General features: G+C 63.8%; 28 protein-coding genes. 13 read left to right on the top strand and 15 right to left on the bottom strand.

Going from position 1 to position 25,719, the window contains the following annotated elements:
* Positions 1-61: 61 nt before the first annotated feature.
* Entirely contained in the window at positions 62-1,090 is a 1,029-nt protein-coding gene (locus D0T21_RS04885; protein WP_116988681.1) for a LacI family DNA-binding transcriptional regulator, read from the top strand.
* Positions 1,091-1,106: 16 nt separating this feature from the next.
* Here D0T21_RS04885 and D0T21_RS04880 read toward each other — a convergent pair whose 3' ends face one another.
* Complete coding sequence (locus tag D0T21_RS04880) at positions 1,107-1,928, bottom strand: ABC transporter substrate-binding protein (RefSeq protein ID WP_158567957.1); 822 nt, start codon at positions 1,926-1,928, stop codon at positions 1,107-1,109.
* 133 nt (positions 1,929-2,061) lie between these two features.
* Between D0T21_RS04880 and D0T21_RS04875 the strand changes: the two genes are divergently transcribed.
* Both D0T21_RS04875 and ampC read left to right on the top strand, forming a co-directional pair.
* The gene (locus D0T21_RS04875; protein ID WP_116988679.1) at positions 2,062-3,285 is read left to right on the top strand and encodes a triacylglycerol lipase; all 1,224 of its coding nucleotides are present in this window, start codon (positions 2,062-2,064) and stop codon (positions 3,283-3,285) included.
* A gap of 15 nt (positions 3,286-3,300) precedes the next feature.
* Positions 3,301-4,473, top strand: a complete 1,173-nt coding sequence (gene ampC, locus D0T21_RS04870) for a class C beta-lactamase (RefSeq protein WP_229211337.1) — start codon at positions 3,301-3,303, stop codon at positions 4,471-4,473.
* Here the strand turns inward: ampC and D0T21_RS04865 are convergent.
* Both D0T21_RS04865 and D0T21_RS04860 read right to left on the bottom strand, forming a co-directional pair.
* Positions 4,436-4,720 (bottom strand): RnfH family protein, encoded by a 285-nt coding sequence (locus D0T21_RS04865; protein ID WP_116988677.1) that lies wholly within the window; start codon positions 4,718-4,720, stop codon positions 4,436-4,438. The two genes, ampC and D0T21_RS04865, sit on opposite strands and share 38 nt — an antisense overlap.
* Positions 4,710-5,144: a type II toxin-antitoxin system RatA family toxin gene (locus tag D0T21_RS04860; RefSeq protein WP_116988676.1), complete on the bottom strand. Its 435-nt coding sequence runs from the start codon at positions 5,142-5,144 to the stop codon at positions 4,710-4,712. The genes D0T21_RS04865 and D0T21_RS04860 overlap by 11 nt, the downstream gene beginning before the upstream one ends.
* Positions 5,145-5,219: 75 nt before the next feature.
* Here D0T21_RS04860 and smpB point away from each other — a divergent pair, with 75 nt between their 5' ends.
* The 3 genes from smpB (at position 5,220) to D0T21_RS04845 (ending at position 7,069) form a co-directional block, all read left to right on the top strand.
* Complete coding sequence (gene smpB, locus D0T21_RS04855; protein ID WP_020702788.1) at positions 5,220-5,669, top strand: SsrA-binding protein SmpB; 450 nt, start codon at positions 5,220-5,222, stop codon at positions 5,667-5,669.
* A 165-nt stretch (positions 5,670-5,834) separates the two neighbouring features.
* Positions 5,835-6,509: a hypothetical protein gene (locus D0T21_RS04850; RefSeq protein ID WP_116988675.1), complete on the top strand. Its 675-nt coding sequence runs from the start codon at positions 5,835-5,837 to the stop codon at positions 6,507-6,509.
* Positions 6,509-7,069, top strand: coding sequence for a FlgO family outer membrane protein (locus D0T21_RS04845; RefSeq protein ID WP_116988674.1), 561 nt, complete (start codon positions 6,509-6,511; stop codon positions 7,067-7,069). Before D0T21_RS04850 ends, D0T21_RS04845 begins: the two co-directional genes overlap by 1 nt.
* Positions 7,070-7,081: 12 nt before the next feature.
* Here the strand turns inward: D0T21_RS04845 and D0T21_RS04840 are convergent, their stop codons facing one another.
* Complete coding sequence (locus D0T21_RS04840) at positions 7,082-7,933, bottom strand: NAD-dependent protein deacetylase (RefSeq protein WP_116988673.1); 852 nt, start codon at positions 7,931-7,933, stop codon at positions 7,082-7,084.
* A gap of 123 nt (positions 7,934-8,056) precedes the next feature.
* On the opposite strand from D0T21_RS04840, the gene D0T21_RS04835 reads away from it, so the two are divergent.
* From D0T21_RS04835 to D0T21_RS04815, 5 genes are all read left to right on the top strand, one after another.
* A complete protein-coding gene (locus tag D0T21_RS04835; RefSeq protein ID WP_307720698.1) occupies positions 8,057-8,620 on the top strand; it encodes an RNA polymerase sigma factor in 564 nt (187 codons plus the stop codon).
* A gap of 17 nt (positions 8,621-8,637) precedes the next feature.
* A complete protein-coding gene (locus D0T21_RS04830) occupies positions 8,638-9,324 on the top strand; it encodes a zf-HC2 domain-containing protein (RefSeq protein WP_229211336.1) in 687 nt (228 codons plus the stop codon).
* Positions 9,321-10,697 (top strand): S8 family serine peptidase, encoded by a 1,377-nt coding sequence (locus D0T21_RS04825; RefSeq protein WP_229211335.1) that lies wholly within the window; start codon positions 9,321-9,323, stop codon positions 10,695-10,697. The genes D0T21_RS04830 and D0T21_RS04825 overlap by 4 nt, the downstream gene beginning before the upstream one ends.
* Positions 10,694-11,395 (top strand): TorF family putative porin, encoded by a 702-nt coding sequence (locus D0T21_RS04820; RefSeq protein ID WP_116988670.1) that lies wholly within the window; start codon positions 10,694-10,696, stop codon positions 11,393-11,395. Before D0T21_RS04825 ends, D0T21_RS04820 begins: the two co-directional genes overlap by 4 nt.
* Before the next feature lie 83 nt (positions 11,396-11,478).
* Positions 11,479-12,549: a TIGR03118 family protein gene (locus D0T21_RS04815; RefSeq protein ID WP_116988669.1), complete on the top strand. Its 1,071-nt coding sequence runs from the start codon at positions 11,479-11,481 to the stop codon at positions 12,547-12,549.
* Between the two features lie 4 nt (positions 12,550-12,553).
* On the opposite strand, the gene D0T21_RS04810 is transcribed toward D0T21_RS04815, so the two are convergent.
* From D0T21_RS04810 to ppsA, 4 genes are all read right to left on the bottom strand, one after another.
* A complete protein-coding gene (locus D0T21_RS04810; protein ID WP_116988668.1) occupies positions 12,554-12,970 on the bottom strand; it encodes a DUF4259 domain-containing protein in 417 nt (138 codons plus the stop codon).
* Between the two features lie 12 nt (positions 12,971-12,982).
* Complete coding sequence (locus D0T21_RS04805) at positions 12,983-13,933, bottom strand: SPFH domain-containing protein (RefSeq protein ID WP_116988667.1); 951 nt, start codon at positions 13,931-13,933, stop codon at positions 12,983-12,985.
* Positions 13,934-13,955: 22 nt separating this feature from the next.
* A complete protein-coding gene (locus tag D0T21_RS04800; protein ID WP_116988666.1) occupies positions 13,956-14,378 on the bottom strand; it encodes an NfeD family protein in 423 nt (140 codons plus the stop codon).
* Between the two features lie 157 nt (positions 14,379-14,535).
* Positions 14,536-16,965, bottom strand: coding sequence for a phosphoenolpyruvate synthase (ppsA, locus tag D0T21_RS04795; RefSeq protein ID WP_116988665.1), 2,430 nt, complete (start codon positions 16,963-16,965; stop codon positions 14,536-14,538).
* Positions 16,966-17,119: 154 nt separating this feature from the next.
* On the opposite strand from ppsA, the gene D0T21_RS04790 reads away from it, so the two are divergent.
* A complete protein-coding gene (locus D0T21_RS04790; protein WP_116988664.1) occupies positions 17,120-17,968 on the top strand; it encodes a pyruvate, water dikinase regulatory protein in 849 nt (282 codons plus the stop codon).
* Position 17,969: 1 nt separating this feature from the next.
* A complete protein-coding gene (locus tag D0T21_RS04785) occupies positions 17,970-19,328 on the top strand; it encodes an amidohydrolase (protein ID WP_116988663.1) in 1,359 nt (452 codons plus the stop codon).
* Between the two features lie 786 nt (positions 19,329-20,114).
* Here D0T21_RS04785 and D0T21_RS04780 read toward each other — a convergent pair.
* From D0T21_RS04780 to lpxA, 7 genes are all read right to left on the bottom strand, one after another.
* Complete coding sequence (locus tag D0T21_RS04780) at positions 20,115-20,588, bottom strand: RES family NAD+ phosphorylase (RefSeq protein WP_116988662.1); 474 nt, start codon at positions 20,586-20,588, stop codon at positions 20,115-20,117.
* Positions 20,585-21,046 (bottom strand): antitoxin Xre-like helix-turn-helix domain-containing protein, encoded by a 462-nt coding sequence (locus D0T21_RS04775; protein WP_229211334.1) that lies wholly within the window; start codon positions 21,044-21,046, stop codon positions 20,585-20,587. The genes D0T21_RS04780 and D0T21_RS04775 overlap by 4 nt, the downstream gene beginning before the upstream one ends.
* Positions 21,047-21,108: 62 nt before the next feature.
* The gene (locus tag D0T21_RS04770) at positions 21,109-22,314 is read right to left on the bottom strand and encodes an EAL domain-containing protein (protein WP_116988661.1); all 1,206 of its coding nucleotides are present in this window, start codon (positions 22,312-22,314) and stop codon (positions 21,109-21,111) included.
* Positions 22,315-22,334: 20 nt separating this feature from the next.
* A complete protein-coding gene (locus D0T21_RS04765; RefSeq protein WP_116988660.1) occupies positions 22,335-23,120 on the bottom strand; it encodes an RNA methyltransferase in 786 nt (261 codons plus the stop codon).
* Entirely contained in the window at positions 23,117-23,758 is a 642-nt protein-coding gene (gene rnhB, locus D0T21_RS04760) for a ribonuclease HII (protein WP_116988659.1), read from the bottom strand. The genes D0T21_RS04765 and rnhB overlap by 4 nt, the downstream gene beginning before the upstream one ends.
* Positions 23,759-23,768: 10 nt before the next feature.
* Positions 23,769-24,947 carry a lipid-A-disaccharide synthase gene (gene lpxB / locus D0T21_RS04755; RefSeq protein ID WP_116988658.1) on the bottom strand — a complete coding sequence of 393 codons (1,179 nt, stop codon included), beginning with the start codon at positions 24,945-24,947 and terminating at the stop codon, positions 23,769-23,771.
* Positions 24,931-25,719: an acyl-ACP--UDP-N-acetylglucosamine O-acyltransferase gene (lpxA, locus tag D0T21_RS04750; protein ID WP_116988657.1), complete on the bottom strand. Its 789-nt coding sequence runs from the start codon at positions 25,717-25,719 to the stop codon at positions 24,931-24,933. The genes lpxB and lpxA overlap by 17 nt, the downstream gene beginning before the upstream one ends.

Raw genomic sequence — 25,719 nt, 5'->3', positions numbered from 1 at the left:
TCGGGGCGAAGGCAAGCTGCCGTATGATATCGCTATCAACAAGCGCCACCGGCTACCTCCTATGATCAAGACAGCAGCGAACAAGAGCCGCGCCAGCGGCCGCATCACTTTGGCCATGGTGGCCGAACGCGCCGGCGTGGCGACCATGACCGCCTCGCGCGCCATCACCCAGCCGGACATGGTGTCGCAGGCGCTGCGCGACCGGGTCGAGCAGGCCGTCGCCGAGCTGGGCTACGTGCCCAACCGCGCCGCCCGCGCGCTGGCCTCGTCGCAATCGAAGGTGATCGCGGTGCTGGTGCCGTCGCTGTCGAACGCGGTGTTCACCGAAGTGCTGGCCGGCATCCAGGATGCGCTGGACGCCGACGACTACCAGATCCTGATCGGCAATACCCGCTATTCCGACAAGGAAGAGGAAAAGCTGATCGGCACCTATTTACAGTCGAATCCCGACGGCATGCTGCTCTCCGGCCTGAGCCACAGCCCGCGGGTGCAGCAGATCCTGACCAACTCGCGCGTGCCGGTGGTGTCGATGATGGACATGTCCACCGACACCACCCAGCTGACGGTGGGCTTCTCGCAGGTGCAGGCCGGCCACGCGATGACACATTACCTGATTGAGAAAGGCCACAAGCGCATCGGCTTCATCGGCGCCCAGCTGGACGAGCGCACCTTGCGCCGCGCCGAAGGCTACCGCCAGGCCATGCGCGAAGCGGGCCTGGCCGACAGCAAGCTGGAGGTGATGGTGGGCGAGCCGTCCACCATCGCGCTGGGCGCCGAACTGCTGGGACGCATGCTGGCCCAGGCGCCGGACTGCGACGCCATCTTCTGCTGCAACGACGACCTGGCGCATGGCGCCGTCTACCAATCGCAGCGGCGCGGCATCGCAGTGCCGTCGCAGCTGGCCATTTGCGGCTTCAATGATTTGCCGGCCTCGGCCTGGATGAATCCCTCGCTGACCACGGTCGCCACGCCGCGCTACCGCATCGGCTACGAGGCGGCCAGGCTGCTGCGCGCCGTCATCAAGGGCGAAGAGCCGGCCAGCCGCCAGATCGACCTCGGCTTCACGCTGATGGCGCGCGAAAGCGCCTGAGGCCTGGCGCGAGCGCTTAGTTGCCGGTCGCCAGGGCGGCCAGCAACGGTGCCGGGCCCTGACGGAATATGCGTTTGACGGTGGCGTCGTCGAAATACCGGGCATACAGGACCGGCACCACCTGCTCGGCCACCATGGCTTTGACGGCGGCGGCATAGCGCCCGCGCACGTCGGCGCCAAGGGTCTTCTTCGACAGATAGACGCCGGTAAATTGCGCCGTCGCCTCCGGCAATGGAATCACCGACAGCCGGGCTTTGAAGTTGCGCGACTTCAGGTGCCGGGCGTAGATCGGCGGCGTGGCCAGGGTGCCGTCGGCGCGGCCCATCTCCAGCTTGCCGAACACGGTCTCGAAATCGCTGACCACCTCCAGCCGGCCCGCCGAGGCCAGCAGCGCCAGCTGGGTTTCGACGGCGGCATCATACGCCATGCCGCGCGTGACGTTAAGCCTGCCAGTGCCGCGCGCGACAAAATCGCCCAGGCTCGCATAGTGCTGGCCGGCCGGCTCCGCCAGGATCAGGTCGTACTGCAGGTAGGCATACGGCAGGAAGCTGGCGTAGGCGTCGCGCTCCGGCGTGCGCAGCGCGGCCAGAGTCATGTCGATGCGGCCCGCCTCCAGCTCGACGAACAGGCGCTGGCGCGGGTACCAGAAGAATTCGAACTGGCAACCGGTGCGGCGCGCCATTTCCTTGACGACGTCGACCGAAATGCCGCGTATATGCCCGTCTTCGCGGAACGAGGTGTAGCCCAGGTCACTGATTCCCACACGCGTGACCGCCGGGCAGTCTTCGCGCGCGTGGGCAAAGGCCAGGCCGAAGCACAAGCTGGCAGTCAGAATCATCCGGCAGCGCTTCATCATGGATCCAGGTTGTGCGGTGTCGATGAGTGTAGCTCAGGTTGCCGCGCTTGCGCAATCCGGCGCGGCGATCGGCCGCCGCGTCGTACACTGACGCCAGAACCACCGGGAGATAAGCATGCAATTCTCAAAGCATGAGGAACTACAACGCGCGCTGGCCGACGCCGCGCCCGAGATCGTCGTGCCGCCTTTGTCGCTGGCCGCGGCGCCAGCCTTGCCGGCCGCCCAGATTGCCGACACCAACCTGAACATCGTGCGCCACAAGGACAGCGGCTGCATCCAGTTCGTGTTTCCGCTGCGTGGCGCGCAGTTGCTGGCGGCCCACGCTGCCGCCGGCCGCATGGACTGGATCAAGCAAGCGGCCTTGCGGGTGAAGGAGCACATGACGCAGCAGATGATCGAGACCATCGAAACCCACAACAAGCCCGAGGGCTTGCTCAGCCTGCGCCACGGCTGGCGCCAGCCGGCGACGGCGGCCGAACTGGCGGCCTCGCGCGGCCGCAAGGTGCTGCTGTTCGTGCACGGAATATTCAGTTCCATCGAAGGCGCCTTCAGCGACCTGGCCGCCGACGACACCATGCAGCGGCTGCTGGCGCAATACGACGACCAGGTGTTCGGCTACGATCACTGGACCATCGCCAAGACGCCGCAGCAGAATGCGCTGGACTTGCTGTCGCATCTGCCGGCCGATGCCGGCTGGGAGGTCGACATCGTCTGCCACAGCCGTGGCGGCCTGGTGGTGCGCTCATTGTTGTCGTCCGCGCCGCATGCGCAGGACGCCGTGTTGGCCGCCGTCGGCCAGCAGCGCGTGGGCCGTATCGCCAGCGTGGGCAAGGTCTACTTTGTGGCGGCGGCCAACCAGGGATCGCCGCTGGCGTCGCCGGACGACGTCGAAAACTTCCTCAACGCGGCGGCGATGCTGGCCTCATTCAGCGGCGGCATGGCGCTGGACCTGGTGATCGGACTGGCGCGGATGGTAGTGTCGCTGGGCTTCGACCGGCCCAGCGTGCAGGCGCTGGCAAGCGGTTCGGCGCTGATCGCGCAATTGAACGAAGGCGCCAGTTTGCTGACCAGCGCCAGCACCTATTACGCGCGCGCCGATTTCGATTTCGGCACCTCGGCGCTGGAACGTACCGGCGCCCTGCTCAGCCGCATGTTGCTGGAGACCGATAACGACGTGGTCGTCCCCTACGACGGCGTGCTGCTGCCGCATGCGCAAGTCGCCGATGACCGCATGCTGAGCTTCGGTACGCCACTGCAAAAACAATCGGAGGTCTGGCATACTGAGTTTTTCAAGCAGGCGAAAGTGCGTAATTTTTTAACGCACGACGCCGCACCATAAAAAGGAATCGCTACTTTGCATCGCTACGCCATCGCCCTCGCCTCCCTGTGTCTCCTTTCCCTCACCAGTTCGGCCGCCGACGACAGCGCGAAGATACGCGCCATCGTCGATGCCGCCATACGCCCCATCATGGCGGAGCACAAGGTGCCCGGCATGGCGGTTGCCGTGACGGTCGACGGCAAGACCTACTTCCTCAACTACGGCCTCGCCTCGCGCGAAAAGAAAACGCCGGTCAGCGAAGCAACGCTGTTCGAGCTGGGCTCCATCAGCAAGACCTACACGGCCACGCTGGCCACCTACGCGCAGGTGCTCGGCAAACTGTCGCTGGACGACCATCCCGGCAAGTACATGCCGCAGTTACAGGGCAGCCCGGTCGACAAGGCCAGCCTGCTCAACCTGGGCACCTACACCGCCGGCGGGCTGCCGCTGCAATTCCCCGACGAGGTGGAGAGCCAGCAGCAGATGCTCAGTTATTTCCAGCAATGGAAGCCGGAAGCGAAGCCGGGCGCGCAGCGCCAGTATTCCAATCCCAGTATCGGCCTGTTCGGACACATCACGGCGTTGGCGCTGAAGCGCGACTTTGCCGACGCAATGGAGACCCAGCTGTTCCCGCAACTGGGGCTGAAGCACAGCTACATACACGTGCCGGCTGGCGCGATGGCCCATTACGCATGGGGATACAACAAGGAGAACAAGGCGGTGCGGGTGAATCCCGGCATGTTCGATGCGGAGGCTTACGGCGTCAAGACCACGTCGGCCGATATGATGCGCTTCGTGCAGGCGAACATCGATGCCAGCCAGTTGGCTGAACCGCTGCGCCGCGCGGTGGAAGCCACGCATGCCGGCCACTTCGACATCGGCAGCATGGTGCAGGGACTGGGCTGGGAACAGTATCCCTACCCCGTCACGCTGGACGCCCTACAAGCGGGCAATTCCAGCAACGTGATCTACGACCCGAATCCGGCGGTTCAATTGACGCCGCCACGCACGCCTTCGGCCAGCACGCTGTTCGACAAGACCGGCTCCACCGGCGGGTTCGGCGCCTACGTGGCCTTCGTGCCGCAGCAGAAGATCGGCATCGTCATGCTGGCGAACAAAAACTATCCCATCCCCGCCCGCGTCAAGGCGGCGCATGCGATATTAACGGGGCTCAGGCCTGTGATTTCCGGCGCCGGCGGGCGTTCTTAGGATCGGCGATCAGCGGACGGTAGATTTCGACGCGGTCATGTTCGCGCAGCACGGTGTCCAGCGTCTTCTTCTTGGCGTAGATACCGACCTGCATCGTGGCCAGGTCGACCTCGGGCGCTTCCTGCAGCACGCCGCTGAGGGCGATGGCCTGCTCGATGGTGGTGCCCACCGGTACCCGCAGCGGGCGCAGGAACTGCACCGCGTCGCTGACGTAGCAGACTTCGACGTTGTAGGTGTCAGCCGCCATAAACCGTTTCCGCCCGCTTGCAGAAGGAATCGACCATGCTGTTGGCGATCATGCCGAACACCGGCCCCACCAGCTGCGCCAGCAAGGCGCTGGAGAACTCGTAGTGCAGGTCCAGCTCGATCTTGCAGGCATCCTCGCGCAGCGCCTTGAAGGTCCACACGCCGTCCAGGCACTTGAAAGGACCGTCCACCAGCTTCATCTTGATCTCGGTCGACGGCGTGTTTTCGTTGGAGGTGGTGAAGCTCTGCTTGACCCCGTGATAGTTGATGCCGACGCTGGCCGTCACCGTATTTCCATTGCGTTCGCGAATTTCCACGCCACCGCACCACGGCAGAAATTTGGGATAGTCCTCGATCGCGGCGACCAGATCGAACATCTGTTGCGCGCTATATCCGAGGAAAACTGATTTGTGCACTACTGCCATTGGCTAACCATTTGCTATGATGTTGAATTATTCGCGTTTCTGTGCGCGAAGCAGTAGTTTAACCGATACCATCCCATGACCATAGCCGATAACAAAAAAGCCTTTTTTGACTACTTCATCGAAGACCGCTACGAAGCCGGTATCGTCCTTGAAGGCTGGGAGGTCAAGGCCATCCGTGACGCCCGCGTGCAGATCAAGGAAGCCTACGTCACCATCAAGGGCGACGAGCTGTTCCTGTTCGGCGCCCACATCAGCGCCCTGCCGACCGCCTCCACCCACATCCACCCGGAAGCCATCCGCACCCGCAAGCTGTTGCTGCACCGCGCCGAGATGGACAAGCTGATCGGCAAGGTCGAGCGCGCCGGCTACACGCTGGTGCCGTTGAACCTGCATTACAAGGGCGGCCGCGTCAAATGTGAAATCGGCCTGGCCAAGGGTAAGAAAATGCATGACAAACGTGCCACAGAGAAAGACCGCGACGGCAAGCGCGAGGTGGCGGCCGCCATGAAGACCAATCGCCGTTAAAAAAGCCCGCGACACTGTTGCGCGCCCTGTACAAAACCCGGTCCCGCACCGGGTTTTTTATTGCCCGACGAGTTTCTAATTAGAAACACCCATGCTAAACTGGCAGAAGAATGATTTCACATTCGGACTTTTGACGACGAGGCAATGATGGCGCTGAAAACTGCAATGGCTCTGGCAGCCGGTATCTTGTTAGCAGGCTGTGCGTCGCGCTACACGCCGACCCCGGTGGCGAGCAACTTCCCCACCACCAAGCAGGCCAAGCTGCAGGCGGCCTACCACTGGGGCGTCATTTCCGACAATATCGAGAAAAGCATCGTGGCCGAGCTCAAGAAGAGCCCGCCGCGCCCGGTGTTCCTGAACGAACCGCGCGAACCGACCCCGTTCCAGCGTGCGCTGACCACCCAGCTGACCACCTCGCTGGTCAACGACGGCTACATCGTGACGCGCAGCCCGGCCGGTTCGCTGAAGATCGACATGGACGTGCAGGCCGTGACCTTCACCGCCAACCGTCCGCAATACCGCTACCACGGCGAGCGCGCCGCGCTGGCCACCGGCGTCTGGGTGCTGAGCGAGATCGAAGCGCCGCTGCTGGCGGGCGTGGCGGCAGGCGCCGGCGCCTGGGATTCCTACGACTGGTTCAACGCCCAGTTCGCTCCCGGCGCGACGCCCAGGACTGAAATCATCGTCACCGTCTCGGTCTCCGACCAGTTCCGCTACGTGGCGCGCAGCACCTCGGCCTACTACGTGGCCGATAGCGACCGTATTCTGTATGGCATCGTCGATCCCGAGCCGGAAGAACCCAAATTGACCCGACTGTTCAAAGTCCGCGGAGACATGTAATGCCGACCCACGTTTTGACCCTGGCCCGCGCCTCCGTGCTGGCGCTGCCGCTGCTGCTGGGCGCCTGCTCCTCCACGCCCGTCAAGGACGAAGGCAACTATTCGACCATTTCCTCGAACCAGTTCATCGACGCCAACTACAAGGCCGCCGATTCGCTGATGCACCAGCTGAACGGCAAGCTGATGGCCGACAAGCCGCTGATCATGGCCACCATCGTCAACATCGATGCGCTGGAGCAGACCACCACCTTGGGCCGACTGGTGTCCGAGCAGCTGTCGACGCGCCTGGCGCAAGGTGGCCTGAGCATGCTGGAGATGAAGCTGCGCAACAGCGTCTACCTGAAGCGCAACCAGGGCGAGCTGATGCTCACCCGCGAGATCGGCGAAGTGGCCACCGCCCACAATGCGCAGGCGATCGTGGTCGGTTCGTATGCGGAGACCTCCGACATGGTGTTCATCAACATCAAGGTGATCCAGCCGAACACCAACTTCGTGCTGGCCGGCCAGGATTATGTGCTGGCCAAGGAAGCCATCGTCCGCTCGATGTTGCAGCGGAACTAAGCTTCCACTGAGCTACAACAGGCGCGGCAGCACCTCGCTGGCCGTCGCCTCCACTTTCAGGCCGATCAGGTCGTCCGCCCGGGTCTTGCCCAGGTTGATGGCGGCGATCGGCTTGCCCGTCGCCGCCGCCAGCTTGCAGAAGCGGTAGCCGGAAAACACCATCAGCGACGAACCCACCACCAGCAAGGCGTCGGCCTGCTCCATCATGGCTAGCGCGGCCGCCGTGCGCGGCGCCGGGATGTTATCGCCGAAGAAGATCACGTCCGGCTGCAAGGTGCCGCCGCAGGCATCGCAGGACGGCATGTGGAAATCCTGCAGCGCGTCCAGTTCGACTTCGGCGTCGCCGTCGGGACGGGCTTCGGGCACCACGCTGTCCACGCCGGCCGCCGCGCTGGCAGCCAGCGCCGGATTGGCCTCGACCAGCCAGGCCTGGATGTCGGCGCGGCGGTGTAGCGCGCGGCAGTCCAGGCAGATCACGCCGTGGATATTCCCGTGCAGCTCAATCAACTTGCTGGTGCCGGCGCGCTGGTGCAGGCCGTCGACGTTCTGGGTGATCAGCGCATCGATGCGGCCGGCCGCTTCCAGCTGGGCCAGCGCCTGGTGACCGGCATTGGGCGCGGCCTGGGCCAGGGTCGGCCAGCCGGCCATGCTGCGCGCCCAGTAGCGGCGCCGCACCGCTTCCGACTTGCGGAAATCCGGCCCCTGGATGGGGTTGCGGCCGCGCCGGACGCCGTCCTTGTCGCGATAATCGGGGATGCCGGAGGCGGTGCTCAGGCCGGCGCCGGTCAGCACCAGCACGCGCCGGTGCCGCTGCAGGAAACCGGACAGATGGTCAACTTGTACGTTCAGGTTCATGTGCGCCATGTTAGCCGAGAATCGTGGTGGTAGCATGGGACCATTAAATTTCCCAACTTGTAGAACCGTTTTCGCTCGGCAAGGTATTAACGGGAAAATGGAGGATGGCGGATGCAACAGGAACGGGGCCGGATGGGCGGCCCAAACCCGGAATCGGAAGAGGTGCGCCTGCTGGCCAGGATAGCGGCCGGGGACCGTGTCGCCTTCGAAGCGCTGTATCGGGCGTATTTTCCGCGCCTGTCGCGCTTCATCGGGCGCATGGCGCGCAACGCGGCGCTGATCGAGGAAGTGGTCAACGATACCATGTTGGTGGTCTGGCAAAAGGCCGCCAGCTTCGACGGCAGCTGCAAGGTGTCCACCTGGGTCTTTGCGATCGCCTACCGCAAGACCTTGAAGGGCTTGAAGGCCAGCGACGAACCCGTGGAGTCGGATGCGTCGCTGTACGAGGACGACAGCGGCAACCAGCCGGAGCAGACCATGAAGCGCCAGCAATTGCAGCAAACCGTGGCCGAGGCGCTGGACCAGCTGCCACCTGCCCAGCGCGCCGTGATGGTGCTAACCTACTACCACGACATGGCCTACAACGATATCGCCGACGTGGTGGAGTGTCCGCTGAACACGGTAAAGACCCGCATGTTTCATGCGCGGCACAGATTGAAGGATTTGTTGTGGAACGAAAGAGAGAGCAGCCAATGAACGGGCGCATCTTCAGAATGGATATCCCGGCCCACCAGGCGGTGCAGGAACTGCTGCCCTGGCATGCGAGCGGGCAGCTGGCGCCGGAGGAAACGCAGCGGGTGCAGGAGCATTTGCAGTCCTGCGCGGAATGCCGCCGCGATCTCGAATGGGAACGCGAACTGCGCGCCGAAGCGGCCGCCTCCGAAGCGGTCACCTCCGATGCGGTGCCGGAAGGCGTGGACATGGAACGCGCCCTGGCGCGGCTGATGCCCGCACTCGGCCCGCAGGAACACACCGAGCACACCGCGCCGGCATCCCTGCCGTCGCCGGCCGTCAACGCCGGCCGCGTATCGTGGTGGCGCGCGGCGGCGGCCAACCAGCCTTCGTGGCTGCGCTGGACCGTGGCCGCGCAATGGGTGGCGATCATCGGCCTGGGCGCGCTGCTGCTGCGCCCCGACAGCGAACCGGCGCCCTACCACGTGCTCGGCTCGGCCGTCAGCAGCGGCGGCAACCTTGTGGTGATCTTCCAGCCCGACACCACCGAACGCGAGCTGCGCCGCATCCTGCAAGCCCAGGGCGCCCGCGTGGTCGACGGCCCGACCGTGACCGACGCCTACCTGCTCAACGTGCCGGCCGCCGGCCGCGAACACGCCCTGCTAAGCTTGCGCGCCGATCCGGCCGTCAAGCTGGCCGAGGCACTGGACGGGAGTGGCGCGCCTTGAACACCTACTGGCTCCGGGTCGGCGTGATGGTGGCCTGCCTGGCAGGACTGGCCGGGAATCCGCTTGCCGCCTCCGCCGCCGACATGGCGCAAGCGGCGCCGCCGGCCGGCGATGAAACGCTGCGCCCCGTGCTGGCCCCTGCCAGCCACGCTCCCGGCGAACACCAGTTGCTGGTGATGCTGCGCCTGCCCGCCACGCATTTCCGTCCGGACGCTAGCTACGGCGGCCGCTACATCGACGACAGCAGCCGCGCCGCGCGCCGCCGCCGCGCCGAAGAACTGGCCCGCCAGCACGGCCTGACGCTGGTGGACGACTGGCCCATGCCGGTACTTGGCCTGGACTGCTACGTGATGCGCTACCCGGACCAGGACAATGCCGAACGCATCATCGCCAGCCTGGCGCGCGACCCGCAAGTGGAGTGGGCGCAGCCGGTCGCGAGTTTCGAGGGCATGGCCACCATTCCGTCCCGCAGCGCCGCCGATGCTCCACTGCCGCCGCCCGCCACCGACGCGCTGTACCCGGTCCAGCCGGCGGCGCGCTACTGGCATGTGGCCGAGCTGCACCGCCAGACCACCGGCCGCGACATCCGCGTGGCCGTGGTCGACAGCGGCATCGACGGCAGCCATCCCGACCTGCTGGGCCAGTTGGCGGTCAACGCCAACTTCGTCGACAACGGCGCCACACCGCCCGAGAACCACGGCACCGCCGTGGCCGGCATCATCGCCGCGCGCGCCGGCCACGGCGGCATCCTCGGCGTGGCGCCGCAGGCACGGCTGATGGGCCTGCGCGCCTGCTGGCAGCAGGCCGACCTGGCCACCCGCTGCAACAGCTTCACGCTCAGCAAGGCGCTCAACTACGCCATCCTGAACGGCGCCCAGATCATCAACCTCAGCCTGGCCGGACCGCCGGACCGGCTGCTGGACCGGCTGCTGGACGTGGCCATGGAACGCGGCATCGGCGTGGTCGGCGCGGTCGACGCCAGGGCCAGCGGACCGGCCTTCCCGGCCAGCCATCGCGGCGTGCTGGCGGTGGCCTCGCAGGCCGAGGCCGGAAAACAGGCGGCGCCGCCCACTGCCACCGGCGACCCGCCGCTGCTGGCGCCCGGCAACGACGTACCGACCACGGCGCCCGGCGGGCGCTGGTCCTTTGTCAGCGGCAGCTCATACGCGGCGGCCCACGTCAGCGGCATGCTGGCGCTGATGGAGCAGCTGCAACCGAACGCCACGCCGGCACAGTTGCGGCGCCTGCTGCAACCCGGCGAAACGCTGAACACTGTTAATATCGATGCATGCGCCACCATCTCCCGCCTGCTCCGTCATTGCAGCTGTTCCTGCACCGCCGCCGGTCTCACGCAACGTGGCGTCGGCCCGTGACGCTGCGCGCCACGTTCGCTCTCCTTGCGATACTGCCACTGCTGCCCTGGCGGCCGGCCCTGGCTCAGACCGATGTCAGCGGCAGCGTCGCGCTGCAATCGGACTACCGTTATCGTGGCCAGTCGCTGGGCGACGACTGGCCGTCGCCGCAATTCACGCTCAACCTGGACCACGCCAGCGGCTGGTACGCCGGCCTGTTCGGCAGCGGCTTTTCGATCGGCGATGTGCACGGCGCCAAGCTGCAAGCCTACGGCGGCTACGCGCTGCGGCTGCGCTCGGGCTGGAGCGTGGAAGCCGGCTGCAGCCGCTCGAGCTACACCCAGCTGCACAACAATGATTTCAACGAATGCTATGTGGGCGCGTCGGGCGAGCGCGTCAGCACGCGGCTGTACTACGCGCCGCGCTACCTGGGCCGCATGGCGCGCGCCATGTACGGCGAGGTCAATCTGTTTTATCCGGTCCACCCCAGCGTCAACCTGATCGCCCACGCCGGCCTGCTGCGCACCCAACGCAGCATGGACTGGCCCGGCATACCGGCCAGTTCGCGCTACGACCTGCGGCTGGGCGCCAGTGTCCCCATCGGCAACTGGACCGTGCAACTGGCGCGTGAACAAACCCAGGACGACGGACTACGCTACAACAACTACCCGGCGCGCTCGCCGCGCGCCTGGGTGCTTGGCGCCACCTACGCTTTCTGAGAATTTATTCGCGCGGCGCGGGAACCGCGCGGCGGCGGGCGGGAATCCACGGGACACCAACCCTGATCCCGAAAGGAGTCGCCATGCACACCCGCACTTGCACCTGCACCGCCTTGACCGCCCTGTCCCTGACTCTGTCCGCATGTGGCGGCGGTGGCTACGACGCGCCGATGGCGTCGCCGCCGGTCGTCATGCCGCCTGTCGTCGCCAGCCAATTCAAAGTCGGCAACCTGGTCGGCGACATTGCCGGCAGCGCCGCCCAGACCGACGCCAAACTGGTCAACGCCTGGGGCATCGCCTTCAATCCGAGCGGCTTTGTCTGGGTCGCCAACAACGGCAGTTCCACCTCCACGCTGTACGACGGCAGCGGCGTGCCGCAAACGCTGGTGGTGGCCACGCCGCCGGCGCCGACCGGCATCGTCTACAACGGCAGCGGCGATTTCCGCGCCAGCCCCTTCATCTTCGCCACCGAGAGCGGCAAGATCGCCGCCTGGTCGCCGACGGTGGACCGCAACAACGCCCTCACCGTGTTCGACGGCGCCGGCGCGCAGGCGGTCTACAAAGGCCTGGCCATTGCCACCTGGAACAACGCCAATTACCTGTACGCGGCCGATTTCCACAACAACCGCGTCGACGTGTTCGACGCCGGCTTCAACAAGGTGACGCTGAGCGGCGCCTTCCGCGACGCTGCGCTGCCGGCCAACTACGCGCCGTTCGGCATCCAGGCCGTCGGCGACCGCATCTACATCGCCTTCGCCCAGCGCGAGAGCGGCGGCGACGACGAAGTGGCCGGCGCCGGACTGGGGGCGATCGACGTGTTCGACACCGCCGGCAACCTGATCAAGCAGCTGGTCATGGGCGGCGCGCTGAATGCGCCGTGGGGCATGGCGATGGCGCCGTCCAACTTCGGCAGTTTCAGCGGCAAGCTATTGGTGGGCAATTTCGGCGACGGCAAGATCAACGCCTACGACCCGGCCAGCGGCGCCATGAGCGGCACGTTGTCCAAGGCCGACGGCAGCGCCATCGTCATCGACGGTTTGTGGGGCATCGCCTTCGGGCCGGGCGTCAACAACCAGCCAGCCAACACCTTGTTCTTCGCCGCCGGGCCGGGCGGCGAGACGCACGGACTCTACGGCCGTATCGACATGTTGTAGGCGTTCAGGCGGCGATGCGGCCGCGCAGTTCTTCCACCGCCGCACGCCAGTCGGCGTAATGCTCGCTGTCGGCCCACAGCTCGCGCAGCTCGGATTGCTCGGACAGGATGCGCTCGATGGCGCGGCCGGCCTTCTCGGCCAGGTCGGTGCGCACGCGGGCCTTGGCCTTGCGCGCATCCACCCACTCGTCGACCGCCGCGCTGTCTTCGCTGCGCTCGCCGCCCTTGCCTTGCAGGCGCGCCAGCACTTCAATCGCCACCAGCGCCTCGGCCGCGAACGGCGCGTCCAGCGTCTCGCCGGCGTTTTCCAGCGCCATGTCCAGCGTATTTTCCACCGCCTCCAGGTTGCTGATCTGGCCCAGGTCTTCCGCCCAGTCCTGCGCATAATCGTTGCCGAATGCGTCTACCGCCCATGTAGCCATCGTTACTCCTCCTTAGGCCTTGGCCGGCTTGACCAGCGGCGCATCCTTCTGCGATTTGACCACCTGCATGGCGGTGGCGATCAAGCCGCTCATCTCGCCCAGGTTGGCCGGAATGATGATGGAGTTGTTGGTCTTGGCCAGCTGCGAGAAGGCGCCCACGTACTGTTCGGCCACCTTCAGGTTGACGGCGTCCTCGCCACCCGGTTCGCGGATCGCCGCACCGACCTGGCGCAGCGCCGACGCATTCGCCTCGGCCAGCGCGACGATGGCGGCGGCCTGGCCCTGGGCGCGGTTGATGGCGGCCAGCTTGTCGCCTTCCGAGCGGGCGATCTGCGCTTCGCGTTCGCCGTTGGCGATGTTGATCTGTTCCTGCTTGCGGCCTTCCGAGGCCGAGATCAGCGCGCGCTTTTCGCGCTCGGCGGTGATCTGCGCCTGCATCGCGTGCAGGATCTCTTTCGGCGGCGTCAAATCCTTGATCTCGTAGCGCAGCACCTTCACGCCCCAGTTGGCGGCCGATTCATCGATGGCGTTGACGATGGCGGTGTTGATATGGTCGCGCTCTTCAAACGTCTTATCCAGTTCCATGCGGCCGATCACCGAGCGCAGCGTGGTCTGCGCCAGCTGCGTGATGGCGGTGATGTAGTTGGACGAGCCGTACGAGGCGCGCATGGCGTCGGTGATCTGGAAGTACAGGATGCCGTCCACCTGCAGCTGCGTGTTGTCGCGCGTGATGCAGACCTGCGGCGGCACGTCGAGCGGGATCTCCTTCAGGATGTGCTTGTAGGCGATGCGGTCGACGAAGGGAATCACGATGTTCAGGCCGGGGCCCAGCGTGGCGTGGTACTTGCCGAGCCGCTCGACCACCCACGCATGCTGCTGCGGGACGACGTTGATGGTCTTGAAGACGAACACCAAGGCCAGGATGAAGATGATGAAGGTGACGTTGCCGAAACTGATATCCATAAAACTCTCCGGTGGGTAAATCTTAAGCCGCCACGATCAGGCGGCTGCCGCGTACTTCGCGTATCGTAAATTGGCCAGGCGCCGGCGTCATGCCGGGCGCCAGTTCCACATCCCACAGCGCGCCGCGATACATGACGCGCGCCGCGCCGTCCTGCCAGGCAGGCACGTGCACGGTCTGGCCGATGTCCATGTTGACGTTGGGGTCGTGCTCGGCCTTGGTACGATTGACCAGCTTGCCGAAACGACTGCGCCGCAGCAGCGCGGTGGCGGCTATGCCCACCAAGGCGGCCAGCAGCGTCTGCAGCGCCATGCCGAAGCCCAGCAGCGCGGCCAGCGCGCCGGACACCAGGCCGATGGCGATCATCAGCAGATAGAACGTGCCGCTGAACAGTTCCAGTATCACGGTGGCGCCGGCGGCGACCAACCAAAAGCTCCAGTCAGCCATGATGCACTCCTCTCAGGTTTAAAAATGCAAAAACCCCCGCTTCCCGGTGCGGGCTGCGAGGGTTTTTGCTGCAAGGTGCGTTGGTATTGATAGTGTTATTTGCTACTAAATTCGATAACCCCAGTCTAAACCAATTTACGCCTGCGTCAACTCTTTATTACTTTTGCAGGGCTGCCAGCTTCTGCCAGGTGTCGATCACCGAGTCCGGGTTCAGCGACATCGACTCGATGCCCTGCTCCATCAGCCAGACCGCGAAGTCCGGATGGTCGGAAGGACCCTGGCCGCAGATGCCGATGTACTTGCCCTGCGCGCGGCAAGCCTTGATCGCCATCGACAGCAGCGCCTTGACCGCAGGATCGCGCTCGTCGAAGTCGGCCGCCAGCAGCGCCATGCCGGAATCGCGGTCCAGGCCCAGGGTCAGCTGGGTCAGGTCGTTGGAACCGATGGAGAAGCCGTCGAAGTGCTCGAGGAACTGGTCGGCCAGGATGGCGTTCGAAGGAACTTCGCACATCATGATCAGGCGCAGGTCGTTTTCGCCGCGCACCAGGCCGTTCTTGGCCAGCAGGTTGACGACTTTCTCGGCCTGGCCCAGGGTACGCACGAACGGCACCATGATCTCGACGTTGGTCAAGCCCATGTCGTTACGCACACGCTTCATGGCCTGGCATTCCATTTCGAATGCGCCGGCAAAGTCGGCCGCCAGGTAGCGCGCCGCGCCGCGGAAGCCCAGCATCGGATTTTCTTCGTCCGGCTCGTAGCGCGAACCGCCGATCAGCTTCTTGTACTCGTTGGACTTGAAGTCCGACAGGCGCACGATCACCGGTTTCGGCCAGAAGGCGGCGGCGATGGTGGCGATACCCTCGGCCAGCTTGTCGACGTAGAAGGCTTTCGGCGAGGCGTGGCCGCGCGCGACCGACTCCACCGCTTTTTTCAGGTCGGCGTCAATGTTCGGGTATTCCAGAATCGCTTTTGGATGCACGCCGATGTTGTTGTTGATGATGAACTCAAGACGCGCCAGACCAACGCCGCCGTTCGGCACCGACTGGAAGTCGAAAGCCAGCTGCGGATTGCCGACGTTGAGCATGATCTTGGTCGGCAGCTTGGGCAGCTCGCCGCGCGACACTTCCGAGATTTCGGTTTCCAGCAGGCCGTCGTAGATCTTGCCCTCGTCGCCTTCGGCGCAGGACACGGTGACGAAGGTGCCGTCCTTGAGGATATCGGTGGCGTCGCCGCAGCCGACAACCGCCGGCACGCCCAGTTCACGGGCGATGATCGCCGCGTGGCAGGTACGGCCACCGCGGTTGGTGACGATGGCCGAAGCGCGCTTCATGACCGGTTCCCAGTTCGGGTCGGTCATGTCGGCGACCAGCACGTCGCCAGGCTGCACGCGTTCCATGTCGGCCGGATCGTGGATCACGCGTACCGGACCGGCGCCGATCTTCTGGCCGATGGCGCGGCCGGAGGCCAGCACCGTGCCGCTCGACTTCAGCTTGAAGCGCTGCTGCACGTCGGTCGCCTTCTGCTGCGACTTGACGGTTTCAGGACGCGCTTGCAGGATGTACAGTTTGCCGTCGCGGCCATCCTTGCCCCACTCGATGTCCATTGGACGGCCGTAGTGGTTCTCGATGATGACGGCGTACTTGGCCAGTTCCACCACTTCGGTGTCGTTCAGCGAGTAGCGGTTGCGCAGTTCGACCGGCACGTCCACGGTCTTGACCGAACGGCCAGCCTTGGCTTCGTTGGTGAACTCCATCTTCAGCAGCTTGGAGCCGATGTTGCGGCGGATGACGGGCGATTTGCCTTTTTCCAGCATCGGTTTGTGGACGTAGAATTCGTCCGGGTTGACCGCGCCCTGCACCACCGTCTCACCCAGGCCGTAGCTGGAGGTGACGAAGACCACGTCCTTGAAGCCGGACTCGGTGTCGATGGTGAACATCACGCCGGCCGCGCCCAGGTCGGAACGGACCATGCGCTGCACGCCGGCCGACAAGGCCACTTCGGCGTGGGTGAAGCCTTTGTGGACGCGGTAGGAGATGGCGCGGTCGTTGTACAGCGAGGCGAAGACATGCTTCATCGCGTCGAGCACGTTTTCGATGCCGACCACGTTGAGGAAGGTCTCCTGCTGGCCGGCGAACGAAGCGTCCGGCAAGTCTTCGGCGGTGGCCGAGGAACGCACGGCGAACGACATCTCGGTGGCCGAATCGGCGACCAGCTGGTTGTAGAAGGTCTCGATTTCCTGTTGCAGGCGTGGCTGGAACGGGGTTTCGACGATCCATTGACGGATCTCGGCGCCGGCTTGCGCCAGGGCGCGCACGTCGTCGATATTCAAGTCGGCCAGGCGGTCGGCGATGCGTTCGGCCAGCGGCTTGCCGCCGGCGACGCTGTGCGACAGGAAGTCACGGAAAGCCTGGGCCGTGGTAGCGAAGCCGCCCGGAACCCGGACGCCGGCGCCAGCCAGTTGGCTGATCATTTCGCCTAATGAGGCGTTTTTGCCGCCGACGGATTCAACATCCGTCATGCGCAAATGTTCGAACGATGCGACATATACCGCTCCGTTGCTCTGCTCCTTCAATGCTGCGTTGGACATAATGACACCCTTTTGATGATAGAAATCTTCCAGCGAGGCGCAGACTTTGTTTCTTGTTATTCTGGTCGTCGTGCAGCACAATCTTACCTATGGCGCCCATTCTACAGCCTGCGGCCCAAATTGACGATTCACAATAATGACAGGCTTACTCTACATGACACAAGAACAACGACCTCCCCTGCCCACGGTAGCCCGCACGGTCTTCTTCGTTTCCGACGGCACCGGCATCACGGCTGAGACCTTTGGTCACTCGGTATTGACCCAGTTCGAGCTGCGTTTCCGCCAGATCCGGCTACCCTTCATCGATACGCTGGACAAGGCGCACGACGCGGTACGAAAAATCAATGAAGCGTTTGAAACCGACGGTCAACGCCCGATTATCTTTTCGACCCTGGTCAAAACCGAGCTGTCGGACGTGATCCGCCTGTGCAAGGGCATGTACATGGACATGTTCCAAACTTTTGTTGCGCCATTGGAACAAGAGCTGGGCGCCAAGTCGACCCACACCATCGGCCGCTCGCACAACATCGTCGACAGCGAGGAGTACAAGAACCGCATCGAGGCGATCAATTTCTCGCTGGCGCACGATGACGGCCAGTCGCACAAGAACCTGTCGTCGGCGGACGTGATCCTGGTGGGCGTGTCGCGCTCGGGCAAGACGCCGACCAGTTTGTACCTGGCGATGCAGTACGGAATCAAGGCGGCCAACTATCCGCTGATCCCGGACGATTTCGAGCGCGGCAGGCTGCCGTCGTCGCTGTACGAGTTCAAGTCCAAGATCTTCGGCCTGACCATCACGCCCGAGCGCTTGTCCGAGATCCGCAACGAACGGCGCGCCGGCAGCAAGTACGCGGCGCTGGAAAACTGCCGCTACGAGGTCAACGAGGCGGAAATGATGATGAAGCGCGAAGGCATACGCTGGCTGTCGTCGACCACCAAGTCGATCGAGGAAATCTCCACCACCATTCTGCAAGAGATCAAGCCCAACCGGCGCGAGTACTGAGATGCGCTTGATTGCGCTGCTGTTCGCCGCCTTGGCTCCGGTCGCGGCGTGGGCGCAATCGACCGCCTTCTTGCATGTCAACGTGGTGCCGATGGACAGCGAGCGCGTGTTGCGCGACCAGACGGTGCTGGTCAAGGACGGCCGCATCGAGGCGGTTGGCGCGGCTTTGCCGGCGCCGGCCGGCTACCGCGTCGTCGATGGCCACGCTACGGCATGGCTGTCGCCCGGCCTGGCCGACATGCACTCCCATTCCGAAACCCGCAACGACCTGGCGCTGTACCTGGCCAACGGCGTCACCACGCTGCTCAATATGGGCGGCGCGCGCGCCAACCTGGTCGACAGCATCGTGCCGGCCGTGGCGCGCGGCACGCTGCCCGGCCCCCATGTCTACGCCAGCCTGATGGTGGACGGCACGCCGGACTACAACGGTTTGCAGGTGAAGACGCCGGCGCAGGCGCGCGCGGTGGTCGACCTGGCCGCCGCCAATGGTTATGATTTCATCAAGGTGTATGTGGGGCTGGCGCCGGACGTGTTCAGCGCGCTGGCAGAAGCGGGTCGCGCCCAGGGATTGCCGCTGGTGGGCCATGGGGTGACGGCGGTGCGCCTGGAGCGCCAGCTTGCACAGGGCCAGGTGCTGGTCGCCCATCTGGAGGAATTCTTCTACACCTATTTCACGCCGCCCGGCGGGCAGGAAACCGATGCGCCACCCGATGAGGCGCGCATTCCCGAGGCGGTGGCGCTGGCCAAGCGCCATGGCGCGGCGGTGATCGCCGATCTAGTGACCTACCATGCGATCGCCAGCCAGCTCGGTCATCCCGAGGTGCTGCAGGCCATCCTGGCCGCGCCGCAGACGGCCTACGTGGCGCCGGCCGATGTGCAGGCATGGCGTCGCAGCGGCTACGGCGGCAAGTCGGCACGGCTGGAGGCCAAGCTGGCCTTCCTGCGCAAGCTGACCAAGGCCATGGCCGACGGCGGCGTCGAATTGCTGTCCGGCACCGACGCGCCGACCATACCCGGCGTGGCGCCGGGCTATTCCCTGCACGACAATCTTGCCGAACTGGAAAGCTCGCATCTGAGCCGCTACCAAGCGCTGGCGACAGCCACCAGCGCGCCGGGCACGTTCATTGCCCGCACCAAAGGCGGGGTGCCGTTCGGCCAGGTGGTCGCCAGCTATCGCGCCGACCTGGTGCTGACCGAGCATAATCCGCTGGATGGATTATCAACCCTACGCACGCCATTAGGCGTTATGGCCGAGGGCCGCTGGCGCGACCAACCAGCGCTGGCCGAGCTATTGGCCGGTGTGCGCAGCAGTTATCGGGAACTCAGCAACGACGCTATTCCAGCACCAGCAAAATACTGAGAAAAACATTATTCGGCTAAATCACTCCAGAGAATAAACCGAGCCATGAACTCCTCCCGCCAATTTTTAATTACAACATAGGCGGGAGATTTTTTCACGCCAAGCGTAACGAATAACGATTTTTCATTTACTCCCGCAGCAACCGGCAACATATTCCATGGATCTCACCAGAAATTCACCGTCCACACTTTCTTTCTGTAGATTTTTCAAAATAAGCCGGTACTTGGCGGTAAGCCTAGTTCTAAATTTATCGCTGCTGCACACTCTTCTAAGCCAATCAAAAAATAGTGCTTTCGCGCTGAGACAATATCAATTTATCGAAATGAACTAACACCTGGATTCATACCTCCCCATTGTGGCTGGAGATGACTCAGTTCAATACTAGCCCTTTAATCATGCCAAATATTAGCGCAAACGGGCTAAAAATTTGCACGACGGGACCCAACTCTGCTCTCCATCTGGGAAACTCTATTTCAGTTGACCCCGCAGGGAGAGTTACCACCTGCTCTTATTGCCAGCCAAGTTCACGCAGGCCAACGCCTGTTTCTTGAGTTTGGCGAATTATTCGAAATAGTAATTTCCTTGGGAATATGCACATGGGGTGCGCTGCCCCGCTCCTTGTAGCAAAACCCCGATTTTCTCTTCAATTTTCTTCGATTTTTTCAAACATTAAACTATTTCCGAATTCATCGGTTTAAATATGGGAAAGCCGAAAAAAATAGGGGAGAAAACAGGAGGTTTGCTACAAGGAGCATGTAGGCGCCCACCGATATCCGGCTCAAAGCATCAGGAGAAAAAACGAGGGTCGTAGATCCAGCGTTTAATGGTTGTCGCCGTTATGGAGGTGACATCCGGATGCAGCGGATTAATCAGCACATTATATTCATCGGGCACGCTTACCGACGGCACAAGCAATAGCGCCGAACTGCTCGATGCCACCCAGGCGTCACCTGTCATCCGGCTTGTCATACCGGACGGAACCGCATCCCATCCGCCAGGCAACGGGTCGAGCACGAGACGGGTATCCCAGACGCCGTCGGGAACGTCGATTCGCACCAAAAAACGATTGAATGGCAGGCCGCCATTACGTATATGCAAGACCGTTTCAATGGTCGCCAAGGCAATGTTGCTAGCGCTGTAGATGAGAGGCGTGCCGATGCTATTCCAACGTCCCCCCGAAATCTTGGCGCCGGCGCCGGTAAGATCGTTGGCCTTATAGCTTGGCGCCTCGACGGCTATACGCCACAAGGACATTGTCATGCATAGGCTCCGCTCTGGCTCATGGATAGCAATTCAGCCACCAGCTTTTGCCCTTCGAAAGTGTCCATGTAGCTGGCCGGCGTTGCGCCACCAAGCGCAGGCAGTGGCTTGGCTAACCAGTCCGCAACCCAACGTGGAGCGTCAAAACCGGTCGGGTCGCCGGACTCCTCCACCATCGCCTGCACTTTGCCGATCAAGGACGCCACACCCAGGACGCGTTCGGATTCGTCTTTCGACAACGCCGTCTCGTCCTTTTCCTTCCGGCTGATGGTTGCGCGTGACAGGCCAAGACTGCCGAGCAGCAGTTCCTTACTCATCCCCATCATAGACGAAAGCTCGCCGACCATCGAGGCTGGAATACCCTTTCGGATCGCGGCAATGCGGGTTTGGGGGTCAACCCGATAGAGCTTATTGGTGTCAATAACTGCGGCTGACGCGGGTTTCTTGGAATCTGACATGATCATCTCCTTTGAGACAACAGTGTAGCTCAAATGAGGCGCCGCAGACCTATCGCTTTCGTTCAGAAGAAGTGCTGCCAGTCGGCCAGCCAAGCGGGGAATTCCTCGACCGGCATCGGCTTGGCGATGTAGTAACCCTGCGCATAGGTGCAGCCCAGGCCTTGCAGGAAGTCCCAATCCTGCTTGGTCTCGACGCCGACCGCCACCGAGCGCCGGTCGAGGCTGCGCGCTAATCCCAAACAGGAACGCAGCACCGTGCCTATGGCCTGTTTCTTGGAAGCGCCATCGACAAAACTACGGTCTATTTTTAATTCGGAGAATGGAATACGCGCCAGCAATTGCAGATTACTCCGGCCAGTGCCGTAGTCGTCAATCGCCAGGCCAAAACCCTTCATGCGCAAGCGCAACAGCCGTTCGAGGAAATGTGGATCAGTAGTCAATACTGCCGATTCAGTCATCTCGAAAGTAATGTAATCGGGCATGATGCGATGCCGTTCCAGGCAAGCCGAAATCTGCTCCATGAACTGCGGATGCGCCAGCGTGCCCTGGTCAACATTGATGGAAAACGAAATCGGTATCCCCTGGTCGTGCAGGGTGCGGCAGGCCGCCACCGACTTCTCGATCATGCTCCAGTCGAGGAAGTCGATGCGCCGGTTATCCTCCAGCACCTGCATGAACGACGCCGGTCCCAGCACGCCATACAGCGGATGGCGCCAGCGCGCGAACATCTCCAGGCCCTTGACCTGGCCGGTCTCCAGCTCGATCTTGGGCTGGAAGAAGGGATCGAACTCGCGCATCTGCAAGCCCTGCCCCACCTCGGCGAACGAGATCGGCGGAATATTGGCATACGCGCCAACCGCGCGCGGCTCTTCCGGCTGCAGATAATTGGTAATGAGCGTCTCCAACCGGCTGCCGATCACCGGCTTGCCGATCGCGCCCAGCATATTGATGCCGTAGGCCGCCGCCATGGTCTCCACCGAGAACAGCACCGCGTTTGACTGCGCGCCCACCACCACCACGCCCATGCGCGATTTGGCTTCGGACAGGCGGCGTATCAGCTCCAGCGCGTCCATGCCCGGCAGCGCCAGGTCGATGATGGCGATATCCACCTGCGGCGTGATGCCGGCGCTGAAATGACGCATTGCAGTATGGCCGTCGGGCGCCTGCGTGATCCGGCCCACGCCCAGGTGCACCAGGATATCGGCCAGCGCATGGCGCTGTACCTGATCTCCCTCGGCCACCAGAAAGTGCAACTGCGCGATATCCATCAATGGCTCCAATAAGTCAGTTATGACTGATTCTGCCTGACTTGCTCGAAAAAGCATACTGCCGCGCATGCGGCCACGTTCAGCGACTCCACCTGGCCCAGGTGCGGTATCACCACCTGATGCGTCGCCATCGACAGCAGGTCGTCCGCCACGCCCTGCCCTTCGTGGCCGAACAGCCACGCCACCGGCTGGCGCAGGTCGACATCGTACAGGCGCTGGGTGGCGTAACCGCTGGTCGCCAGCGATGCCACCTTGGAGGCGGACACCAACTGCGCCAGGTCGACGTTTTCAAAGATATCGAGCACAAAGTGCGCCCCCATGGCCGCGCGCAGCACCTTGGGCGACCAGCAGAACGCCGAACCGGCGCTGCAGTACACCTGGGTGATGCCGGCCGCCGCCGCGCTGCGCAGGATGGAACCGACGTTGCCGGGGTCCTGCACGTTATCGAGCAGCACCGCCGACACGGCCAGCGGCTCGGTCACGGCGCGCTCCGGCGTCTCGATCAGGAACATCACGCCGACGCCGTGTTCGACCTGGCTGACGGCGTTGTACATCGCATCGGGCAATCCCAGCACATGCGCATGCTGCGCCTCCAGCCGGCCGACGATCTCCATCACTTCCGGGTTGTGCAGCGCCGATTCGCTGACCACGCACTGCTCCGGCAGGCCGCGCAGCTGCAAATAGGCCTGGCACAGGTGCACACCGTCCAGCAAGGTGCGGCCGGACTTGCGGCGCGCCTGCGAACTGCCGGCCAGCTTGACCAGCTCCTTGTACTGCGCGTTATCGCGCGAGGTGATGGTCTTCATGCGGATCCTCCTGCGCGCAGCGAAAATTCTTCAAGTACTTTGCGCACCGGCGCGAACGAACGCCGATGCACCGGCGACGCCCCGTGCTCACGCAAGCGCTCAAGATGCAGCGCGGTGCCGTAGCCCTTGTGCTGATCGAAGCAGTACTGCGGATATTGGGCGTGCAACGTCACCAGCGCGGCGTCGCGCGCGGTTTTGGCCAGGATCGAGGCGGCCGAAATCGCATCGACCTTGTCGTCGCCGCCGACGATCGCGATGCTCTGGATCTTCATCACCGGGCAGCGGTTGCCGTCGATCAGGGCCAGCGTCGGCACGGTGCTCAGTGCCTCCACCGCGCGCCGCATCGCCAGCATCGACGCCTGCAGAATATTGAGCTTGTCGATTTCCTCTTCCGACGCCTCGGCGATCGCCCACGCCAGCGCGTTGGCCTTGATCAGCGGCGCCAGCAGATCGCGCTTGGCCTCGGTCAGCTTCTTCGAATCGCGCAGGCCTTCGATCGGACGCGACACGTCCAGGATCACGGCCGCCGCGTACACCGGGCCGGCCAGCGGGCCGCGGCCCGCCTCGTCGACGCCGCATATGATTTCATCGGGCGAGTCGGGCAGGAAGTCGAACAGGCCGGGGGTTGGGTTTTTCACGTTGAGACTCTTAGGCTTTGATTACTTTTAGCACGGCGGCCGCGCTCTCCACCGCGCTGTTGCGCAGCAGGCTGTGATGCATGTCGGTGAAGCGTTCGCTCAGCCGCAGGCGATGCGGCGCGTCGCTCAGCTGCTTCCACATGGCTTCCGCCAGCGCTTCGGGATTGGCGGCGTTTTGCAGCAGCTCCGGCACCAGGAACTCGCGCGCCAGGATGTTGGGCAAACCTATCCACGGCTGGTAGCCGAAGTGGCGCAGGATCTGCCATTCCAGCTCCATCATGCGATAGGCTATCACCATCGGCTTCTTGAACAGCGTCACTTCCAGCGAGGCCGTGCCCGAGGCCACCAGCACCGCGTCTGCCGCGGCGATCGCGGTGTGCGATTGTCCGTCCAGCAGCTGCACTTCGACGTCCTGCAGGCCGGCCTGCGCCACCAGTTCGAGGAAGTACTGGCGCTGCCGTTCGCCCGCCATCGGCGTCACGAAACGCAGTGTACGGTCGCGCTGCTTGAGCAGCCGCGCCGCGCCGATAAAGGCCGCCGTGTTGTATTTGAGCTCGGACATGCGGCTGCCCGGCATGATGGTCACCACGTTGGCGTCCTCCGGGATGCCCAGCGCGCGCCGCGCGCCCGCCACGTCCGGCGCCAGCGGGATCAGCTCCGCCAGCGGATGGCCGACATACGTGACCGGCACGCCGGCCTGGCGGTAGATCTCCTCTTCAAAAGGAAACACCACCAGCATGTGCGATACCGCCTTGATGATTTTCTTGATGCGTCCACCGCGCCAGGCCCAGATCTGCGGCCCGATGTAGTGGATGGTCGGAATCCCGGCCGCCTTGAGCTGCTCTTCCAGCCCGAGGTTAAAGCCCGGATAGTCGGCGCCGATGAAGGCCGCCGGCCGCTCGGCCAGCAGCTGGTCACGCAACTGGTTCTGGATGCCCTTGATTTCACGGTAGCGCGGAATCACGGCCAGCAGGCCGCGCACGGTCAGCTTGTCCATCGGCCAGTGCGATTCGAAGCCCTGCGCGATCATGTGTTCGCCGCCGATGCCGTGGAAGCGCGCTTCCGGCAAGTGCGGGCGCAGGCCGGACAACAGCCGCGCCGCCAGCAGGTCGCCCGACGGCTCGCCAGCCACCAGCGCCACCGACAGCGGCGACGCAGCCGGCGCCGTCAAGTCAGCGGACGATGCCACGGCTGGCGACGTTGAGGAATTCGCGCATCGAGCGGATTTGCTCGGCCGCTGCCGGCATCGCATCCTCTTCGGCCTGCAATGCGACCTTGGCCTCTTCCAGCGTCAGGCCGGAGCGGTAGATCAACTTGTACGCGGTGCGGATGCCGTTGATCTGCTCGCGCGTAAAGCCGCGCCGCTTCAGGCCTTCGATGTTGACGCCGTGGGCCTGCGCCGGGTTACCGTTCAACAGCACGAACGGCGGCACGTCCTGGGTCAGCGAGGTGCTCATGCCGACGAAGGCATGCGCGCCGATCTTGCAGAACTGGTGCACATTGGCGAAGCCGCTCATGATCACCCAGTCGCCGATTTCGACGTGTCCGGCGATCTGCGCGTTGTTCGAGAAGATGGTGTTGCTGCCGACCTGGCAGTCGTGCGCCAGGTGGACGTAGGCCGAGATCCAGTTGTCGTTGCCCAGCGAGGTCACGCCCTTGTCCTGCACCGTACCGGTGTTGAAGGTGCAGAACTCGCGGATGGTGTTGCGGTCGCCGATGGTCAGGCGGGTCGGCTCGCCGTTCCACTTCTTGTCCTGCGGCGCGGCGCCGATCGACGAGAACTGGAAGAACTTGTTGTCGCTGCCGATGGTCGTGTTGCCCTCGATGACCACGTGCGGACCGACCACGGTGCGCGCGCCGATCACCACGTTCGGGCCGATCACCGAATACGGCCCCACCTCGACGGATTCGTCGAGCTGCGCCTTCGAGTCGATGATGGCGGTGGCGTGAATCTTGGCCAT

It is taken from the genome of Duganella sp. BJB476 (genome assembly GCF_003416895.1).
Taxonomy (GTDB): domain Bacteria; phylum Pseudomonadota; class Gammaproteobacteria; order Burkholderiales; family Burkholderiaceae_D; genus Rugamonas.
This window is presented reverse-complemented; position numbering and strand designations above follow the sequence as displayed.